This window comes from Enhygromyxa salina, assembly GCF_002994635.1.
Classification (GTDB): Bacteria; Myxococcota_A; Polyangia; order Nannocystales; family Nannocystaceae; genus Plesiocystis; species Plesiocystis salina_B.
Genome location: NZ_PVNL01000122.1, coordinates 31492 through 50088, shown reverse-complemented (window position 1 = coordinate 50088; position 18597 = coordinate 31492). Strand labels below are relative to the sequence as shown.

Annotated in this window: 11 protein-coding genes; 5 read left to right on the top strand and 6 right to left on the bottom strand. The window is 69.0% G+C overall.

All coding sequences use genetic code 11. The features are described from left to right. Positions 1 to 16: 16 nt before the first annotated feature. On the bottom strand, positions 17 to 1714 hold the full coding sequence (locus ENSA7_RS32370; RefSeq protein WP_106093276.1) for a hypothetical protein: 1698 nt from the start codon (positions 1712 to 1714) through the stop codon (positions 17 to 19). A gap of 385 nt (positions 1715 to 2099) precedes the next feature. Between ENSA7_RS32370 and ENSA7_RS32365 the strand changes: the two genes are divergently transcribed. Beyond that, positions 2100 to 2798 carry an FHA domain-containing protein gene (locus tag ENSA7_RS32365; protein ID WP_106093275.1) on the top strand — a complete coding sequence of 233 codons (699 nt, stop codon included), beginning with the start codon at positions 2100 to 2102 and terminating at the stop codon, positions 2796 to 2798. 48 nt (positions 2799 to 2846) lie between these two features. After that, positions 2847 to 5690 (top strand): ATP-dependent DNA helicase RecG, encoded by a 2844-nt coding sequence (gene recG / locus ENSA7_RS32360; RefSeq protein ID WP_106093274.1) that lies wholly within the window; start codon positions 2847 to 2849, stop codon positions 5688 to 5690. A 250-nt stretch (positions 5691 to 5940) separates the two neighbouring features. Here the strand turns inward: recG and ENSA7_RS32355 are convergent, their stop codons facing one another. Genes ENSA7_RS32355 through ENSA7_RS32345 form a run of 3 tightly spaced genes read right to left on the bottom strand, consistent with a single transcriptional unit; the run spans position 5941 to position 9063 of the window. Continuing rightward, positions 5941 to 7500, bottom strand: coding sequence for a hypothetical protein (locus ENSA7_RS32355; RefSeq protein ID WP_146158388.1), 1560 nt, complete (start codon positions 7498 to 7500; stop codon positions 5941 to 5943). Further along, the gene (locus ENSA7_RS32350) at positions 7448 to 8755 is read right to left on the bottom strand and encodes a hypothetical protein (RefSeq protein WP_106093272.1); all 1308 of its coding nucleotides are present in this window, start codon (positions 8753 to 8755) and stop codon (positions 7448 to 7450) included. Before ENSA7_RS32350 ends, ENSA7_RS32355 begins: the two co-directional genes overlap by 53 nt. 11 nt (positions 8756 to 8766) lie before the next feature. Then, entirely contained in the window at positions 8767 to 9063 is a 297-nt protein-coding gene (locus ENSA7_RS32345; protein ID WP_106093271.1) for a (2Fe-2S)-binding protein, read from the bottom strand. A gap of 59 nt (positions 9064 to 9122) precedes the next feature. Here ENSA7_RS32345 and ENSA7_RS45130 point away from each other — a divergent pair, with 59 nt between their 5' ends. Further along, positions 9123 to 9638 carry a ComEA family DNA-binding protein gene (locus ENSA7_RS45130; RefSeq protein ID WP_219908097.1) on the top strand — a complete coding sequence of 172 codons (516 nt, stop codon included), beginning with the start codon at positions 9123 to 9125 and terminating at the stop codon, positions 9636 to 9638. Positions 9639 to 9672: 34 nt separating this feature from the next. Here the strand turns inward: ENSA7_RS45130 and ENSA7_RS32335 are convergent, their stop codons facing one another. Then, positions 9673 to 11025, bottom strand: coding sequence for an aminopeptidase P N-terminal domain-containing protein (locus ENSA7_RS32335; protein WP_106093270.1), 1353 nt, complete (start codon positions 11023 to 11025; stop codon positions 9673 to 9675). Between the two features lie 197 nt (positions 11026 to 11222). Here ENSA7_RS32335 and ENSA7_RS32330 point away from each other — a divergent pair, with 197 nt between their 5' ends. Then, positions 11223 to 15959, top strand: a complete 4737-nt coding sequence (locus ENSA7_RS32330) for an NAD-glutamate dehydrogenase domain-containing protein (RefSeq protein ID WP_181234318.1) — start codon at positions 11223 to 11225, stop codon at positions 15957 to 15959. Positions 15960 to 16151: 192 nt separating this feature from the next. Here the strand turns inward: ENSA7_RS32330 and ndk are convergent, their stop codons facing one another. Further along, complete coding sequence (gene ndk / locus ENSA7_RS32325; RefSeq protein ID WP_106093268.1) at positions 16152 to 16565, bottom strand: nucleoside-diphosphate kinase; 414 nt, start codon at positions 16563 to 16565, stop codon at positions 16152 to 16154. Between the two features lie 67 nt (positions 16566 to 16632). Between ndk and ENSA7_RS32320 the strand changes: the two genes are divergently transcribed. Beyond that, complete coding sequence (locus tag ENSA7_RS32320) at positions 16633 to 18522, top strand: receptor L domain-containing protein (RefSeq protein WP_146158387.1); 1890 nt, start codon at positions 16633 to 16635, stop codon at positions 18520 to 18522. The last annotated feature ends 75 nt before the right edge of the window (positions 18523 to 18597 follow it).

Sequence of the window (18597 nt, the reverse complement as noted above, 5' to 3'; positions counted from 1 at the left end):
GGTTGAGCGTTCGCGCTCACTTGCGGTTCTTGGGCAGCTCGCGGGCGCCGAAGCCTCGCTCGGACCAGCGCACCCCGAACATCACGGTGTGTACGGCTCCGGTGTAGACCCCGGCGTTGGTCGGGACCCCGCGACCCGCCAGGACCGGACCGGCCGACGGCGAATTGAGGTCGGCGCCGCTGCGCTCGAACTCGATCGCGGCCGCGGGCGTGAAGGCCGGGTCGTGACCGCCGGGACCCACGCGGGTCGGGACCAAAAAGTCGAGGCCGTAGGCGGGGACCAGCGACCACGTGCCGTTTCGGCCGGGCAGGTTGAAGCTGGTGCCGATCGTCGCTTGCAAGGTCCAGCCGTCGCTGTTGGCCACGGTCAGCGCCCCGGGTCGAACGCCGGGCGAGTTGAACCCAGCCCCGAGCAGCAGGTCGGCGCGTGGGACACAGCGCAGGCGCTTGCCGGTCGCAGGGTCGACGCCTTCACTGCCGCTGCACAGGACCTTGTAGTACGGGAGGTTGGCGCCGATCAGATCGTCGAGCCGGTAGCGGGCCCACAGCTCGGCGCCGAACAGATCCTTGAAGCCGCGGTAGATCGTCGTCTCGGGCAGCGTCGACGCGTCTTGATCGAGACCGACCAGCTCGAGCGAGCGGCTGTCTCGCCCATCGCAGCCGCGCAAGGTCCCGCCGGGGCAGCGATCGATCCAGTACAGGTTGGCATCCAGCGCCCAGTTGCCGATCTCCCCCGCGGCGCCGACCGCCAGCTCTTGCGGGATCTGCTCGGACAAGGTCGCGTCGATCGGGGTCGCGCCCTCGCAGGCCGGGAGCCCGCTGTCGGCGTTGGTCGGGTTGGGCAGGCACACGGCGCTCGATCCGTTGAGCGTGATCGTGCCGCCGGCCAGCAGCGGCTGGGTGCGATAGCGCAGGCCGATCACCACACGATCGCGAATGTCGAACGCGATCCCGAAGGTGACGGCGAGATCGAGTCGGGTCGACGGCCGCTCGTTGAGCCCAAACCAGCGCAGCCGGGTGCTTCCGCGGAAGCTCAGCCGCTCGGCGCAGTTCTGGTTCTCGACCGACGCAGACTGCGGATCACAGCCGGTGTCCGCGTTGGCGCCGGTCAACACCGAGTCGACGTCGCGCGCGAAGTAGGTGCGCTGGCGCGGGAGGTGGACGGTCGCGCCGATGCTCATGAAGTCGAGGGCGTTCCACGCCAGCGCGACGTCGAAGTCCGTGCGCATCTCGAGCATCCCACCCTTGCGCAGCTGCGGGCAGATCCGCGATCCGTCGACCCCGCAGCCGATGTCCGTGTCGGACACCAGGTGGTAGTTGAGGCTGGGATCGCTGTCGATCCGAAACCGCGATCCGAGCGTGTGGACGGCGACCCCAATCGCGATCGGATCGAGCAAGAAGCTGGCCCCGACGAAGTAGTCGAAGGCCGGGTTCACGAGGTTGATCGGACCGCCGAGCGCGTCGATCGGCTGGCCGTCGGTGCTGATCCCGAACCGCCGAACCGAGAGGTGATCGACGCCGCCGCGCAGCGTGGTCTCGAAGCTCAGACCCGGGAGCTGACCGAGCATCGCGGGGTTGTGATAGATGCCGGTGACCGAGGCGGACGCGGGTCCCTGCGCGTTGGGGCCCGCGAGTCGGTTGGCGACCCCGGGCGCCGCGTGGGCCTGGTTGCTGACACCGACGAGCGCGAGGCCACACGTGAGGCCCGCGATCATGGCTCGCCGTCGGCGTCGCGAACGACCGGCGCGGAGCGGCGGAGGGCGGCCGATCTCGCTCGGGAGGCCGTGCGAGCGGCGGAGCATCGGCCCGCAGCATACCTCCGCTGCGCGGTGGCGCCGATTGGCGCGATACGCGATGTGCGTGGCCCAGCCGCGAGCGCAGCGCCCGACGCGTTCACTCGGTGATCCAACGACCGCCGGATCGCGCCTGCGTGAGCTGGCTTTCGGGCCGATCGTACCGATCACCCGTCTAGTCGGCGACGGTCGAGGATCGGTGAGCGGCCGCTCAGTTGACCCTCCGCCGGCCCTCGACCTAGGATCTGCCTTGTCGCACGGCGCAGAACCGGCGATGAGAGCTGCGCGAGGCAGCTCAGGAAACGGCATGAACAAGACGGCTCACCAGTTCGAGTGCCGAGACGACATCTGGAAGCGGGTCGAGGCGCTCGCCAAGCGTCGCGGCGTATCCACCGACGAAATCGTCCAGGCCGCGTTGATCCAGTTGTTCACGCGCAAGAAATCGCCGACCGCGGCGAGCGAAGCGAACACGCCCGCCCCGGCGCCGCCGCCAGGTCCGCCGGAGCCACCCGGTGGTCGGGGAGCTCCACCCCGCCCGCGCAGCGCGTCGGCGGGCCGGCCGACCCTGCCTCGGCCCGGGAGCCCCGCCAGGCCGAGTGGACCGCCGAGCAACGCAGGCACCCCCGGCAGCGGCCCCAGTCGGCTCCCACCGCCGGGTGGGCGTCCGTCGCCTCCCGGCACGCCGCCGCCCTCTGCAGCTTCGCAACCGGGCGAGGACCGGCCGCTGTATCTGTTCTTCGAGGGCAATTGGTACACGGTTGACCAAGAGCAGTTCGTGATCGGCCGCGGCAGCAAGTTCTCGGATCTGCCGATCAAGGACGCCAACATTTCGCGACGGCACTGCGCGGTGGTGCGGCGCGGCGGCGAGTACTACATCAAGGATCTCGGCAGCACGAACGGGATCGAGTTCGCCGGCGAGCGGGTCGACGACCACCACGTCGAAGAGGGCAACGTGTACTACCTCTGCGATCACGAGCTGCGGTTCTCGTTCCAGGCGCCGTACTGAGCTCGGCTCGGAGGTCGACCATCTCTGGGTTCGCCACCCAACCGTCCCATGGCCAGCGATCCCCTCGAGCGACTGCGACTCGCGCTGCGTGAGGCCGCGGCTGATCAGTTCGCGGGGATCCTCGCCGACGGACTGGGGTCTCGGCTGCGCGAGCCGACCGACCAGCTGCTGGCGGTCGGGGTTGGTTCGCAGGAGCGGGAGCTCCGACATTTTCGCGGGGGGCTCGATCGCTTTGATGAGCGGGGACGCCAGGATCGCAGCCGCGTCGTCGCGCACGGGCTGCGGCTGTGCATGACGCTGACCGCCGTGCGATCGGATGCGTCGGAGGCCGCGCAGCCTCGAACGCGTCGGCGCAAGCAGGATCTGGGACGGCGGCTCGGGAAGTCGAGCGCGGCTGCGAACGACTCGATGGCAGCGCCGGTCGGCAGGGACGGGACGCCCGCCGTGAGCGAGGTCGATGCCGCCGTGGCTCCCGACGTGTCGGCGGTCGAGGATCGGCGCACGCCCAAGCGGACCAAGCAGAGCGCGACCAAGAAGGGCGCGACCAAGCAGGGCGCGACCAAGAAGGGCGCGACCAAGCAGAGCGCGACCAAGAAGGGCGCGACCAAGCAGGGCGCGACCAAGCAGGGCGCGACCAAGACTCGCGGAACCAAGCAGAGCGCGAGCGAAGCACAGGAGCCGACGTCGACTGCGACCGCACGGCCGAAGCCTGGCGCGGCAAACGAGGCCGCGGCCGTCTCGACGCTCCCCGCCGATGCGCCCGAGCTCGCCGCGTTGCGGGCGGCGGCCGAGGTCCGGTTCGCCAGCGTCGACGTGCTCTCGGGCGTCGGCGGGCGAACCCGGGACAAGCTGAGCGCCCGCGGGCTCGCGACGATCGAAGACCTCGCCTACCTGCTGCCGCTCGGCTACGAAGATCGCCGACACACGAGCTCGCTCGCGGACGTCGAGGAGGGCGCGTCGGTGGTCGTGGACGGGGTGATCCGCAGGTTCGGGCAAGGGTGGTTTGGGGGCCGCTACTCGGCCACGCTTCGGGTCGAGCAGATCCAAGCAAATGGCGCGCGGCTGGGGCTCGAGGCCAAGTGGTTTCACCCGGTCGGCGGCCTGGGTCCGCGGGTCACCACGGGCGCGCCGGTGATGTTGGCGGGCGTGGTCAAGCGCTACCGCGGGAAGCTGAGCATGGTCCACCCGGAGGTCCTCGATCCGGAGCTCGGCCTCGGGATCGCGCTGCGCTATCCGGTGGTCGAGGGGATCGGCCAGCGAACCTTGCAGAAGCTGTGTCGGGCGGCGATCGAGCGGCTCCGAGCGGCGGAGCTGGCCGAGCCGCTGCCGCTCGAGCTGGTCCGCGCGCACGCCCTGCCGACCCAGATCGACGCGCTGAGCATGCTCCACGATCCTCCCGAGGATCTGCCCGAGCCGGCCCTGCAGGCGCTGATGCGCCGCGACAGCCCCGCGCATCGGCGGCTGGCGTTCGAGGAGTTCTTCTTCTTGCAGCTCGGGCTGGTGCGCCAGCGCGGGGTCTACCGATCGACCCCGTGCGCGCTGCCGCCACTGGCTGCGGGCAGCTTCGATCGTGAGCGACTGCGCGCGTGCCTGCCGTTCGAGCCGACCGCGGCCCAGTGGCGGGTCATCGGCGAGATCGAGCGCGACCTCGGCCGGCCCAAGCCGATGCTGCGGCTGCTGCAGGGCGACGTTGGATCGGGCAAGACCGCTGTCGCGTTCGCGGCCGCGCTGGCGGTGATCGACGCCGGATCGCAGGCCGCGTTGATGGCCCCAACCGAGATCCTCGCGGAGCAGCATCGCAGCAGCCTCGCGCCGTGGTGCGAGCTGGCTGGGGTCCGCGTGGGGCTGCTCACTGGGTCGACCCCACGCGCGCAGCGGACCAGCTTGTTGGCGTTGCTCGCCGCGGGTGAGATCGACCTGTTGATCGGTACCCACGCGCTGCTGGTCGACGGCGTCGACTTCAGTCGGCTCGCGCTGGTGGTCGTCGACGAGCAGCACCGGTTCGGGGTCGAGCAGCGTGGCGCCCTGCGAGGCAAGGGCGAGGCCCCGCACCTGATGGTCATGACCGCCACGCCGATCCCCCGCAGCCTGGCCCTGACCGCGTTTGGCGAGCTCGACGTGTCGGTGATCGACGAGCTCCCACCGGGTCGGGTCGCGCCGCACACCCGGGTGTTCGCGGGCGCGCGCTCGCTCGGTCGCGCGCGGGCGGCCCTGGTCGATCGGGTCCGCGCAGGCGACAAGGCCTACGTGGTCGTGCCCTTGGTCGAGGCCAGCGAGGCGATCGCCGCGTCGGACGTCGAGGCCACCGCGGCGGCGTTTCGCAAGCTGCTGCCCAAGCACGAGCTCGCGGTCGTGCACGGGCGCATGCTCGGCCGTGAGAAGGACGCCGTGATGCAGCGGTTTCGCTCGGGCGAGGTGCAGGTGCTGGTTGCGACCACGGTGATCGAGGTCGGCGTCGATGTCCCCGACGCGCGGGCGATCTTGGTCGAGCACGCCGAGCGGTTCGGGCTGGCGCAGCTGCACCAGCTGCGCGGGCGGGTCGGTCGCTCGCCGGGCTACTCGGAGTGCCTGCTGCACACCGTGAACGAGCGCAGCTCGGACGCGGGGGAGCGCCTGCAGGTGCTCGAGGCCAGCACCGACGGGTTCGTGGTGGCCGAGCGGGATCTGGAGCTACGCGGGCCGGGTGAGGTGTTTGGGACCCGCCAGTCTGGGATCCCGCGTCTGCGCTTCGCGAGCTTCTCGGGGGAGGGGATGAAGATGCTGGTCGCGGCGCGCGAGGCTGCGCTGGCGATCATCGAGGCGGATCCCCACCTGGCTCGGCATCCGGTCCTGCGGATCGAGCTGCGCCTGCGGACCGGCGACGCGCAGCTGTGGGCCGGCGAGTCGGGGTAGCAGTCGAACCGTGTGGGTCGTCCGAGGCCATCGTCCGAGGCTGCTCAACGGTGCCAAAGTGGGGCCCATACTCGTCGTGTCGATCAGGGTGCTGGAGATCATGCCGGGCGAGGTGCCCGCGCGAAATGTTCGCGTTGCCAGACGGGGCTCTGCGTCCAGGATGCCAAGCGAGACCGACAGGAGGGAAGACCCCTACCGCGAGTACCCGCAGTATCCGCGATCCCGGAATTCGGCGTACTACGAGCGCAGCTCAGGGCAGGGCGCCCGCGGCGATCCACTCGCGGACCAGCGCGACAGTCTGATCATTGAGCAGCGTGGGCGCGTTGCGGGGCATGTGGGCCAGGACCTCCCCGCCGTCGGCCATCGGCTCGCAGCTGGCCATCACCTGATACAGCCACGAATTCTCGGGATCCCCCGGCTCGACCAACGCAGCGCCCGGGTTGCCCAGCACCTCATGCTCGAGCAGCTCGGCGAGCAGATCCGGCGCCTGCAAATTGAGCCCCGCGACCTGGCCAGACGCCCCGTGGCAGGCGTTGAACATGCACGAGGGCTGAAACACGGCCGCGAACACGTTCTCGAGCGTGGGCGCGAGCACGGGCGCCACGGCCGGGTCGTGATCGGTGCACTCGGGGACCGGCGGGATGCCCTCGTCGCCGCTGTCGGGCACCAGCAGCGGGCCGTCGCGCTCGGCGTCGGTCGGCAGCCCCAGCGCGGGGTTCTTGGGCACCGCCAGCACGCCGCAGGGACCCTCGTACTCGATCACGCCGTTCTCATCGACGCCGACCGACGCCGTGCCGCCGGTGACGGACATGTCCATGATCACCTTGGTCTCGGCCAGGGCCAGCATCACGCACATCTCTTGATCGCCGATCCCCCAGCCCACGTTGACGTCGCGCCAGTTGTCGTAGCCGCAGGTGTAGCGGATGCCCTCGACGTCGGTGAGGTCGAGGGGGGGATCGAACACGCCCCCGATCGCGCTGGCGTCGAACCCATCGACGGTGAACACGTCTTGGTCGTGGAGCGGCCCGCCCATGAAGCTCAGGTTGAAGTGGTTGCCGAGGTAGTGATAGTGCGGCAACACGTAGTGCAGCTTCATGTCGATCGGTTTGCCGGTCGCGTCGGCGTAGCGCTTGCCAAAGTCGTCGCAGACCCCGGTGAACTTGCTGATCTCGCCGGCGGGGATGTCGAGATCGATGTAGCTGGCGCGGATCGCCGCGAGCACGACCTCGACGTCCTTGGGATGGATCACCTCGAGGGTCATGAACAGGTCGGTGGTCACGGTGTCGGGGCCGACGTTGAGCATGTGGATGTCGGCGATGACCTTGTGATGGGGCGGGATCTTGATGACCGCGCCCGCGCCGGTTCGCTGCTCTTCGACGAACGACTGGGTCGACTGGGCATAGAGCACGCTCCCCGCCGTGGCCGCCCCGAGCTCGTTGAAGCCGCGGTCGCTGCACTTGAAGTAGCCGTCTTCGCCCGCGTACAGCTCGTTGGGGACCACAAACCAGTTCGAGTGGTGAAAATAGCCGAGGTTGCTGAGCGTGACGGCCTGGACGTAGAGCGGCGCCTCGTTGTCGAGGGTCCACTGCACGCAGGGCTCGGTCTCCTGGTAGGGCGACAGCTCCAGGGTGCCGAATCGGTGGGTCAGCGTGGCTAGCTCGAGATCATTGTCGCCCGTGTCGGTGCCGGTCTCGGTGTCGGTGCCCGCGTCGAGGTCACCGTCGCCGTCGCCCGCGCTGATCTCGTTGTCGGCGCTGTCATCGTCGTCGTCGCCCTTGCAGCCCGAGGCCGCGAGTGTGGTCGCTAGCAAGGCCAGGCCCATCGCACGGTGAGCACGGTGGAGAGCGCCGCGAACATGGTGGATCGTGCTGTCGTTCATGAGTCCTGACCTGTCGCTCGCGGCGTCGCCTCGAGAGCAAGGCACACACACCAAACACGGCGAGATACTCGAGGATGCTGCCACGCGCGGGGTCGAGGGAGCAATGACCGGCACCGGGCTCGCCGTCAGCCCCGCCTGGCCCAGTCTCGGACCCGCCGGTGGTTTCTGTCTCATCGGGGGTTCCTTCGCCATCACCATCGCCATCACCATCGCCGCTGTCGTCGCCGTCGCCGTCGCCTGCACCAGGTCCGAACACGATCACGGTGTCCAGCGCGTGGCCAACATAGGCGTCGCCGGCCGGCTGCTCGACGACGGCCCGGAGCACGATCGTCAGGCCCAAGCTCGCCTCGGGCGGCGAGAAGGGGACGAGCAGATCGGCGGGGCCGGCGATGTCCAGGTCGAGCTGCTCGATCGCCGCCCACTCGAGCAGCTCGGGCTTGCTCGCCGCCCACTCGAGCGAGAGCGTGGACCCGGCCGTGGCGTCGACACAGATCGGCAGCTCGACGATCTCGTCGCCGTGTAGATAGTCCGCGGTGTCACCGATGCTCACGGCGGCCTGGACGGGCTCGGCTGGCGCTGGTTCGTCGATCACCCGCACCACCCAGGGGGCCCGACGCCACAGGTTGTAGGGCGGCTCCCAGGTGTAGCCGGCGACCAGCCAGGTGCCGGGCTCGACGGCGACGGGATCCAGGGTGTCCCAGACCACGGGCGTCGCCGCCGCGGCGTAGGTGATCGGCCGGCGGTCGTCGTCGGCGGTGATCCTGGTCCAGCACCCGCTCCACACTTCGCTGGTCTCGAGGGTCGACTCGGGGTCGTCGAGCAGCTCGGCCTGCTCGAGCTCGGCGTCGACCGAGCGCTGAAGATCGTACAGCGAGATGTAGCGGGGCGGCGGGCGCCCGGCCGGCCACTGCCGACAAAAGCCGATGAACTGGTGGCGGCGGCTGTCCTCGAGCTCGTCGAACGACAGCTGCGTGTCTTCGCCGGGGATCTCGTAGCTGAACGCGAAGCTGGGATCGACGCTGCGATCGACTGTCTGAATGCAGTCGGCGTCAGGCCACAGCACGGGCGTGCGCGGGTGCACGTTGTTGCTCGCGTGGGCGCTCGGCACCGGGCAGATCATGACCAGGGCCAGGCCAACCGTGACGCCTGCACGAAGACTGGTGGCGAGCTGCGGGTGATCCAACATCGGCGGCGATCTCAGCGTTTGTGACTGCCGATCGGCGCCGACTTGCGACGGCCGCCGCTGTCGTCGACCAGATCGTCGAACAGCGACAGCTGGCGGAGGGACTTGGGCGCGCGGTTGCGGGCCAGCTCGCGTCGCGCGTGGTCGCGGAGCAGCGCGCGGATCGGGTCGTGACAGCTCTTGCATCCGGTTCCGGCCTCACAGTAGAGACCGACCGCCTCGAGCGTGTCGGCGCCGCTGCGGATCGCGTGCAGGACCTCGGACTCGGCGACCGCGAGGCAGTGGCACACGAGCGGATCCTCCTCGCGCATCTTTGGTCTTTTAGCACCAAAGCGTGCAAACGTGCCGACCGGCGGCCGATGAAGCGGGAGTGCGTGGTGTCGCCTGGATCCCTTCGTTGCTCGCCGCGGTGGCCCTGCTCGGGTCGCTGTGGGCCCTGTGTCCGCCCGCGCCCGGACTGGGGGCGGCGCTGCCGTGTACCCAGGCCCAGCTGATCGAGGGCCAGCTGCGCTGTGACGACGATCTGCTGAGCGACCTCGAGGATCAGTGTCCGGCGGCGCCGTCTCGCGCGCTGGGCCCCGGTGACGCCGTTGGGCTCGGCGCGTGTGTCTGCGCCGCCTATCCCGGCTTGCGCCAGCTCGGTCTGGGATGCGCGGCCTCGCTCGTCGCCCGGATGCCGTCCGAGCAGCTCGCCGCGCTCGAGCAGGTCGTGAACATCAACCTCGCCAGTCCGAGCGAGCTGGCCAGCCTCGCGGGGATCGGCCCCAAGCTGGCCGAGCGGATCGTCGCGGGTCGACCCTACAATCAGGTCGACGATCTGCTGGCGGTCAAAGGTATCGGCGCCAAGCGGCTCGCCGCGATCCGGCCGCGCGTCCGGGTCGAGTGAGTGGATTTGTGATGCCGGTCACCCGCGACCCCGATCACCCACTCCCAATGATCGCTTCGAGATCATCGATCTGCTTGGGCGCCGCGGCGCTCAGGATCTCCGGCCCCTCGGCGCGCACGAGCACGTCGTCCTCGATCCGCACGCCGAGCCCGCGAAACCGCTCGGGCGCGTCGCGTTGATCGCCCGCGATGTACAGGGCGGGCTCCACGGTCAGCACGTGGTTGGGCGCGAGCGCGCGTGGCTTGCCGCCGAGCGTGTAGCGCCCCGCATCGTGGACGTCGACGCCCAGCCAGTGGCTGGTGCGGTGCATGTAGAACCGCTTGTACAGCCCCTCCTCGCGGATCTGCGCGGCCGCGCCGGGGCCCGTGAGCGACTCGATCAACCCGAGCTCCGCGATGCCCTCGCACAGCACGTCCAGACACGCCTCGTGGATCGCGTCAATATTGCTCCCGACGACCGCGCGCTCGATCCCGGCGAGGTTGGCCGCCAGCACGACCTCGTAGACCGCCCGCTGCTCGCCCGAGAACTTGCCGGAGACCGGCCAGCTGCGGGTGATGTCACCGCTGAAGTAGTCCCACTCCGCGCCCGCGTCGATCAGGATCACGTCGCCGTCGCGGACCCGGTCGCGGTTGTCGACATAGTGCAGCACGGTCGCGTTGTCGCCGCTGCCGACGATGCTCCCGTAGCCGGGCCCGGTGCTGCCGCGGCGGCGGAACTCGTACTCGAGCAGGGCCTCGATCTCGTACTCCCACATGCCGGGCTTGGCCTGGCGCATGGTCGCGGTGTGACCGGCGACGGTGATGTCGATCGCCTGCCGCAAGCTGGCGAGCCCGGCGGCGTCCTTGACGAGGCGATCCTCGCCGATCAGATCGGCGGCCTCGCCGTAGCGCAGCGGTGGGGTTCGACCGTCGCGGTTGCGTCGGCGCAGCGAACTGACCGCTTTGGCCAGCGAGGCATCCAGGCTCGACCACCGCCCGATCGGCAGGTACACGGTCTCGCACCCGTCGAGCAGGGCGGGCAGCCGCTCGTCGAGCTCGGCCAGCGCAAACGCCTCACTCGCCCCGAACTGCTCGACCGCACCGATCGGTCCAATCCGCCGCCCACTCCAGATCTCCGCGTCACGATCGCGCGCACGCACGAACAGGGAAAACCGTAGATCGCCGCCGTCTGGCCCGGGGCGCAGGACCATGACCGCGCCGGGCTCCTCGAGGCCGGTGAGGTAGTGAAAGTCCGAGTCGGGGCGAAACCGAAATTCCGTGTCGTTGGCCCGGGTCTGCAGCGCGCCGCCAAACAACACCAGCGCGCCCGACTCACGCTGCAGCTGGGTCGCGACGCGCGCGCGACGTTGGGCGTAGGCCTCGACCGAGGGGTGGGGACCGGCTGGCATGCCAGGAGTCTGTCACAACGCGGAGCGCGGGTGCGAGCAACCGGCGCCCTGCGTGTGAATGTGCGTTCGCGTGTGCATCGGCACAGCTCGCGCGTCGCTCGGGTGACCGGCGGGCGCGTCAGCAGACCCCGAGCATGGACCCGCTCGCCGCGTCAGCCTGCTTGCCAACGACGGGCGAGCGAACGATTGTTGCGCCGATGTCTCCGCGCGAGCTGAGCAACCGTCGAATCCATGAAGTCCGTGACGCGCTGGCCTCGTATCGGCCGGCGTTGGAGGGCACAGACATCAACCAACTGTCGCGGCTGTGTCAGGCCGTGATCTTGTCGATCGATGTTCGCGATCTGCGGGACACGACCACGGTCGAGCTGATCGAGCAGCTCGAGCACGTGCTCGCGATGCTCGAGCAGCGCAGCACCGGCGAGATCAAGACGGCGGTGCGCCTGCATGACAGCGACGTGATCGTGCTCGAGAGCTGCATCGACGATCAGCCGTTCCTGGTCTCGGGCGTGCGGGCCTTGCTCGCGCACGAGCGGCTCGAGATCCGGGCCTCGCTCAACGCCGTGACCAAGCTGCGCCGCGATCGCAACGGCGCGCTCGTGGACTTCAACACCGGCACCCGCGAGTCGATCATTCGCGTCGAGGCCCGGGTCCCCGAGGGCTACGACGTGAGCAGCGAGGCGCTCGAGCGGCTGCGTGGCCGGCTCGAGCAGCGCCTGCGCCTGACCTCGGCGATGGTCGGCGACTTCTCGGCCATGAAGTCCCACATCCGCTCGCTGGCCGACGAGTACGCCAGCGCGGCGGCGATGAGCGCGGCCGAGCTGTCCGTCGATCTGCGCGAGGCCGAGGGCCTGCTGCGGTGGCTGTGCGACGACAATTACGTGATCTTCTCAGTCGAGGAGTACAACCGCGAGGGCGAGAACCTGGTCGCGCTCGGGACCGCGGCGACCGGGTTGCCGGAGCGTGATCCCGAGCTCCTGCGCCGGGCGGGCAGCGAGGTCACGCGCCTGGTTCGGTACCAGCGCAGCCGCGAGGAGTCCCCGGTCCACCGCGCTGGCAAGCCGGGCCACTTCGTGTTCACCGCGGTCAACCGCTCGGGTGAGCCGACCGGGGTCACGGTCGTCGACGGGCTGTTCACCTACAAGGCCCTGCACACGCCGCCCGAAGAAATTCCGTACCTGCGCGCGGCGCTGCGCGACTTCTTGCGTGATCGCGAGGTCTCGGTCGACAGCCACCGCGGCAAGAACATCACCAACGCGTTCAATTCGCTGCCGCTCGAGTACCTGCTGGCCGAGTCGCGGACCAACGTGTGGGAGCTGACCGATCGGGTGCTGCGCGCCGAGGAAGAGGGCGGCAGCGACGTCCACATCCAGGTCGGCGAGGGCGGGCGGTTCGCGTTCGTGTTCATCTCGCTGCCGCGCGAGCAATTCTCAGAGGAGCTGCGCGTCGAGCTGCAGCGCCTGCTGTTGACTGAGCTCGGGGCGAGCTACTCGGACTTCGGCGTGTACCTCGATCGCTACGACAACGCGATCGTGCACTTCTACGTGACCGCGGCCGATCAGCTGCGCACGATCGAGACCGACAGCCTCCGCGCCAAGGTCCACGCGATGGCCAAGGGCTGGGGCGAGCGGCTGCGCGAGGCGCTGCAGCACTACGTCCGCGACTACGAGCCGGACCTCGAGAAGTTCGAGGAGCGCGTCGACGATCTGTTCGCGGACTATGTCGACGCGTTCAACGAGGAGCATCGGCGCCGCGCCGCCGACGATCGCCTGGTCGGGGATCTGCGCTGCATCGAGAACCTCCGGGCCGGCGCGCCGCTCGACTGCGACCTGTTCATCTCGCGCACGGGCGACCACCCGGGCAGCCTCAACCTGCGGGTGTTCTCGCGTGACCCACTCACGCTCAGCGCCCAGCTCCCGGTGATCGACAGCTTCGGGTTCGAGGTCATCGATCAGTACACGCGCGAGCTCAAGCTGCCGCACGCGATCCAGTACGAGATGCACACGTTCCGGCTCAACATCCGGCGCGAGCGTCAGCGCCCGGTGCTGAGTCGGGTCGGCGAGATTACCCGGGGCCTGCGGGCCGTCTATGGCGGCAGCGCTGGTCGTGATCGTCTCAATCGCCTGGTCGTCTCGACCGATCTCGGGATCGACGATGTCGCGGTGCTGCGCGCCTACGTGGCCTATCTCCACCAGCTGGGGGTGGTCTGGGACAGCGATCTCATCCACAAGGTCCTGGTCCAGCACTCGACAGTGTCGGCCGCGCTCGTGCTGTGGCTGGCGGCGCGCTTCGATCCCCGCGAGACCGGCCTCGACGTCGAGCTGGTCACCAAGACCCTCGACACCGAGCTGCGCGCGGTGTCCAACTACACGGCCGATCGGGTGCTGCAGGCCGTCGCCGAGGTCGTCCGCGCGACCGTCCGGACCAACGCGTTCGTCAACCCCGAGGGCGCGGCGCTGGCCTTCAAGATCGACGGCGCGGCGGTCAGCCACGGCCCGCGTCCGCGACCGTTTCGTGAGATCTGGGTCTATCACCCGCAGATGGAGGGCGTGCACCTGCGCGGCGGACGGGTCGCCCGCGGTGGCCTGCGCTTCTCCGATCGTCCCGACGACTTCCGCACCGAGATCCACGGGCTGATGGCCACGCAGATGGTCAAGAACGTGCTGATCGTGCCGATGGGGGCCAAGGGCGGGTTCGTGCTGCGGCATCCGCCGGCCGACCGCCGTCGGCTCCGCGAAGCCGGCGACAGCTACTACCAGGTGTTCATTCGGGCGCTGCTGTCCCTGACGGACAACGTCGTCGAAGGCGACGTCGTGACCCCCGACGGCATCCTCCACGCCGAGGCCGCCGATCCTTACCTGGTCGTGGCCGCCGACAAGGGCACCGCGCACCTGTCCGACACCGCCAACGCGATCAGCATGGAGCAGGGCTTTTGGCTCGACGACGCCTTCGCCTCGGGCGGGTCCAACGGCTACGACCACAAGAAGACGGGGATCACCGCGCGCGGGGCCTGGGAGCTGACCAAGCGCAACTTCCGGGAGCTCGGCGTCGAGCCCGAAGAGGACGTGATCACGGCGATCGGCGTCGGTGACATGAGCGGCGACGTGTTTGGCAACGGGCTGCTGCGCAGCAAGACCATCAAGCTGCGCGCGGCCTTCAACCACATGCACGTGTTCATCGATCCCGATCCCGATCCGGCGGCGTCGTACGACGAGCGCCTGCGCCTGTTCAACCTGCCGACCTCGAGCTGGGCCGACTACGACACCGACGTGCTGTCCGAGGGCGGCGGCGTGTACCCGCGCGAGTCCAAAGAGGTCCCGCTGTCGGCCCGGGCTCGGGTCATGCTCGGGCTCGAGGACGAGGCGGTCGTCAGCGGTGACGAGCTGATCCGGGCGGTGATGCGACTGAAGGTCGATCTGTTCTGGATGGGCGGGATCGGCACCTACGTGAAGGCCTACGACGAGACCCACGCGCAGGTCGGTGACAAGACCAACGACAGCGTGCGGGTCGACGCCCGCGAGCTCGGCTGTCGGGTGTTCGCCGAGGGCGCCAACTTGTCGATCACCGATCGCGGTCGGGTCGAGTTCTCGCGCCGCGGCGGGGCGGTCTACACCGCGTTCCTCGACAACTCGGGCGGCGTCGACACCTCGGATCACGAGGTCAACATCAAGATCCTGTTTGCGCCGCTGCTGGCGTCGGCGGCGATCACTCGCGAGCAGCGCAACGCCGTGCTCGTCGAGGTCGAAGGGGAGGTCTGCGAGCGGGTCCTGGCCAACAACCGGTCGCAGGGCCGCATGGTCAGCTACGACGTCCGCCGCTCACGCCCCGATCTGTGGCGCTACGCCCGGACCCTGACGCTGCTGCAGACCGCGGTGCCGTTCGACCCCGACGCGTTCGCAATGCCCAACGCCGACGAGCTCGCCAACCGCCACCGCCGCGGCGACGGGCTGTTCAAGTGCGAGGCGGCCGTGCTCGGCTCCCACGCCAAGATGATGGCCTACCGCGAGCTGCTCAGCGACGAGCCGCTGCCCGAGCAGATGGCGCTGTCGCTGGTGCGCGCGTACTTCCCCAGCCGGATCCGCGAGCTCGCCGGCGAGCAGGCCCTCGCCAACCACCTGTTGTTCCGCGAGATCGCCACGACGATGGCGGTCAACCATATCGTCGACAACGCCGGCTGCAGCTTCTTCGCCGAGATGACCACCGCGACCGGTCGCAGCCGCCGTGACGTGGCCGTGGCGTACCTGCAGGCGCTCGAGCTCGGCGGCATCGAGGCGCTGCTCGCCGAGCTCCACGCGCTCGAGGACAAGCACCGGCAAGAGGGCGTGTACCGGGCCATGGAGCGGCTCGGCTTCGCGCTCGAGGACGCGACCTTCTACCTCCTGGGCCCGATCGCCGAGGGTGGGATGATCGACTCGGCCAAGACCCAGGCGCTGCTCGCGACGATCCTCGACTACGTGCCCAAGAGCTCGCGGCATCGCTCGCGGCTCGAGCGTCACGTCGATCTGCTGACCGAAGCGGGGATCCCCCCCGCGCTCGCGCTCGCCGTCGCCCGCACCCGCTTCTTGCTGATCGTATTCGACGCGATCGAGATCGGCCGGACCCAGAACAAGCCGCCCGAGCAGGTCCTGCGCCTGCGTCTGGCCGTGTCCGACGCGATGCGGATGTCCGAGCTGCAGTCTGCGATCTCGCGGATGGAGCTGGCCTCGACCTGGGACGGCCCCGCCGTGCTCTCACTCGGCCGTCAGCTCGAGTTCCACGCTCACAAGATGACGCTGCTGGTCGAGGACGACGACATCGACGGCATGATCAACGCCTACGGCCTGGGCAACGTGCAAAAGCTGATCGGCGAGTACCTCGAGGGCGACGTCACCGTCGCCAGCCTCGTCATGCTCGACGGCCAGCTCCGCCGCCTGCTGCCCCCCATGCGGGGCGGCTGAGCGCCGAGTCCGACCGCGAACGACAGACCCCGCACGCGGCTGCACCCTGAACAGCAAGATACGTAAAAGCCCCCTTTTAGGGGGCCACTCACACGGCTGCGAACAGCACAACCAGCCCATCGAGGGAGCACCAGCGACCGACCGGCTGCGAAGCAGCCGGTGCATGGCAAAGTGCAGGATGGCTGTGGGGGTCTAGGCGAGTTCTAAGCCGCTGAAGAAGTAGCCGATCTCGTACGCCGCGGTGTCGTCGGCGTCGGACCCGTGGGTGGCGTTGCGCTCGATGTTGGTCCCGAATTGCCCGCGCAGGGTGTCCTTCGGCGCCTCCTTCGCGTTGGTCGGCCCCATGAGGTCACGCCAGCGCTTGATCGCGCCGTCGCCCTCGAGCACCAGCGCGACGATCGGCCCCTCGGTCATGAACGCGACGAGGTCGTTGAAGAACGGCCGCTCGGCGTGGACGTGGTAGAAGCCCTTCGCCTGGCGCTCGGACAGGTGCAAAGTCTTCATGGCGACCACGTTGAGGCCCGACTCCTGAATGGCCGAGATGATCTTGCCCTGGTGACCTGCGGCAAAAGCGTCGGGTTTGATGGCGGCAAAAGTTCGTTGCATGGCGGGCGGAAGCTAGGAGTTCGCCCTTCGTTTGTCCAGAGTGAGCAAGGTCTGGCAAGATCCCAGCATGATTGAGAGCCACCGCGGAGTAGATTCGGATGCACAGTGGATCCGAGAGCCGCTCACGCGCGCGCTCGGATCAAACGTGACCTTGCTCGCGGCTAGGCTCGCGGCTGGGTTCGCGCTCGCAGGCTGCGGGCCCAACGACTTCCCCGGCCGCGAGGGCTTCACCGACACGGGCACCGACGGCGGCACCGGGACCGAGACCTCCGCGACCGAGACCGACACCACCGAGACCGAGACCGAGACCGGTGAGCCCGAGTGCCCCGAGCTCGTCAACACCGGCAACGTGGCGATCAACTCGCCCGAGATCCTCGAGCTGCTCGACGGCGTCACCCTGATCGACGGCGACGTCGAGATCACGGGCGAGCTGGGTGTGTCCGAAGAGGGCCTCGAGAGCCTGCGCTGCCTCGAGGAGATCACCGGCTTCGTCTATGTCCACGACGTCGACTTGCTGAGCTTCGCCGGGCTCGAGCGCCTGCGGCGGATCGGCGGGTATTTCTACGTTGGCCAGACCTTCAACCTCGAGTCGATGTTCGGGCTCAGCGCGCTGCGGCAGATCGGCGGCTACCTGCACCTGACCGAGAATTTTGGGATGCGGACCACGGCCGGCACCGATCTGCTGGTCGACGTCGGCACCTTCGTGTTCATCGACCACAACCCGCAGCTGGAGGATCTCGACGGGCTCGCGGGGCTGCCCGGCACCAACGGGCTGCTGCGGATCGACTCCAACGAGTCGCTGCTCGACCTCGACGGCCTGGCCAACATGATCGGCGTGCGCGGCGATCTGGGCGTCGTCAACAACCCCTCGCTGTCGAACACCTCGGGGCTCGCGGGCATCCAGGCCGTGGCGGGCAACGTCCTGTGGCAGAGCAACCCCAACGTGTTCAGCCTCAACCTGGACAGCCTGCAGACGATCAAGGGCTACCTGGTGATCACCGACATGCCCAACCTCTCGACGCTCGACGATCTGTTCGGGCTGATCGGGATCAACAACCAGCTGTACATCTGGGACACCGCGCTGCCCAACATCGACGGGCTGCAGGATCTCGAGTTCTTGGGCGGCACGGTCTGGCTCGAGAACAACAACAGCCTGACCAACATCGACGGGCTGCTGTCGCTGACCGAGGCGTTCGGCTCCGTGATCATCGACCAGAACCTCGCGCTGGTCGACGCCAGCGGGCTGGCGAACCTGCAGGTCGCCCACGACGGGCTGTCGGTCTGGGGCAACCCCAACCTCGCCGTGCTCGAGTTCGACAGCCTGGTGTCGGTGACCGACTACCTGCGCGTCGGCTACTCGTCGATCGATCAGGTCAGCGCCCCGCAGCTGACCCAGGTCGGCGGCGATCTGCTGGTGTTCAACAACGGCCAGATGAGCGAGTTCGGCGGGTTCTCGCAGCTGCAGGTGCTGGGCGGGCGCCTGTACTTCCGCGAGAACCCGGCGCTGGCCTCGGTCAGCTTTCCGGCGCTCACGCAGGTGTTTGGGCGGGTCCAGTTCATCGACAACGACGCGCTGAGCAACCTCGACGGGCTGTCGAGCATTCAGCTGGCCCAGGCCGTCAACATCCGCGACAACTTCCTGCTGACCAACATCTCGGGGCTCTCGGGCCTCACGCAGGTGCCCGGCATGTTCAAGGTCGTCCAGAACGAGGCGCTGTCCAACATCGGGGGGATCAACTCGCTCACGCAGGTCGGCGGCGACCTCGAGATCCGCGACAACTTCAACCTGGCGGCGATCCCCGGGCTGCAGGGGCTCGACGTCGTCGCGGGTAACCTCGACGTCGTCGGCAACATCGATCTGCCGACCTGCAGCGCGCAGGGCTTCGCCAACGGCGTGGCCAACGTCGGCGGCACCGTCACCGTGACCGGCAACCAGCCCGACTCCTGCAGCCCCTGAGCTTTCAGCTCGGCCCACGGCGTCTGCCGCTCATGGACGCCGGAGATCTACACGGGCACGTGACACCTGCGACCC

Excerpts from the sequence above, each read along its gene's own strand:
- ENSA7_RS32370 (WP_106093276.1), bottom strand. The coding sequence starts at position 1,714 with ATGATCGCGGGCCTCACGTGTGGCCTCGCGCTCGTCGGTGTCAGCAAC.
- ENSA7_RS32365 (WP_106093275.1), top strand. The coding sequence starts at position 2,100 with ATGAACAAGACGGCTCACCAGTTCGAGTGCCGAGACGACATCTGGAAG.
- recG (WP_106093274.1), top strand. The coding sequence starts at position 2,847 with ATGGCCAGCGATCCCCTCGAGCGACTGCGACTCGCGCTGCGTGAGGCC.
- ENSA7_RS32350 (WP_106093272.1), bottom strand. The coding sequence starts at position 8,755 with ATGTTGGATCACCCGCAGCTCGCCACCAGTCTTCGTGCAGGCGTCACG.
- ENSA7_RS32345 (WP_106093271.1), bottom strand. The coding sequence starts at position 9,063 with ATGCGCGAGGAGGATCCGCTCGTGTGCCACTGCCTCGCGGTCGCCGAG.
- ENSA7_RS32335 (WP_106093270.1), bottom strand. The coding sequence starts at position 11,025 with ATGCCAGCCGGTCCCCACCCCTCGGTCGAGGCCTACGCCCAACGTCGC.
- ENSA7_RS32330 (WP_181234318.1), top strand. The coding sequence starts at position 11,223 with ATGTCTCCGCGCGAGCTGAGCAACCGTCGAATCCATGAAGTCCGTGAC.
- ndk (WP_106093268.1), bottom strand. The coding sequence starts at position 16,565 with ATGCAACGAACTTTTGCCGCCATCAAACCCGACGCTTTTGCCGCAGGT.
- ENSA7_RS32320 (WP_146158387.1), top strand. The coding sequence starts at position 16,633 with ATGATTGAGAGCCACCGCGGAGTAGATTCGGATGCACAGTGGATCCGA.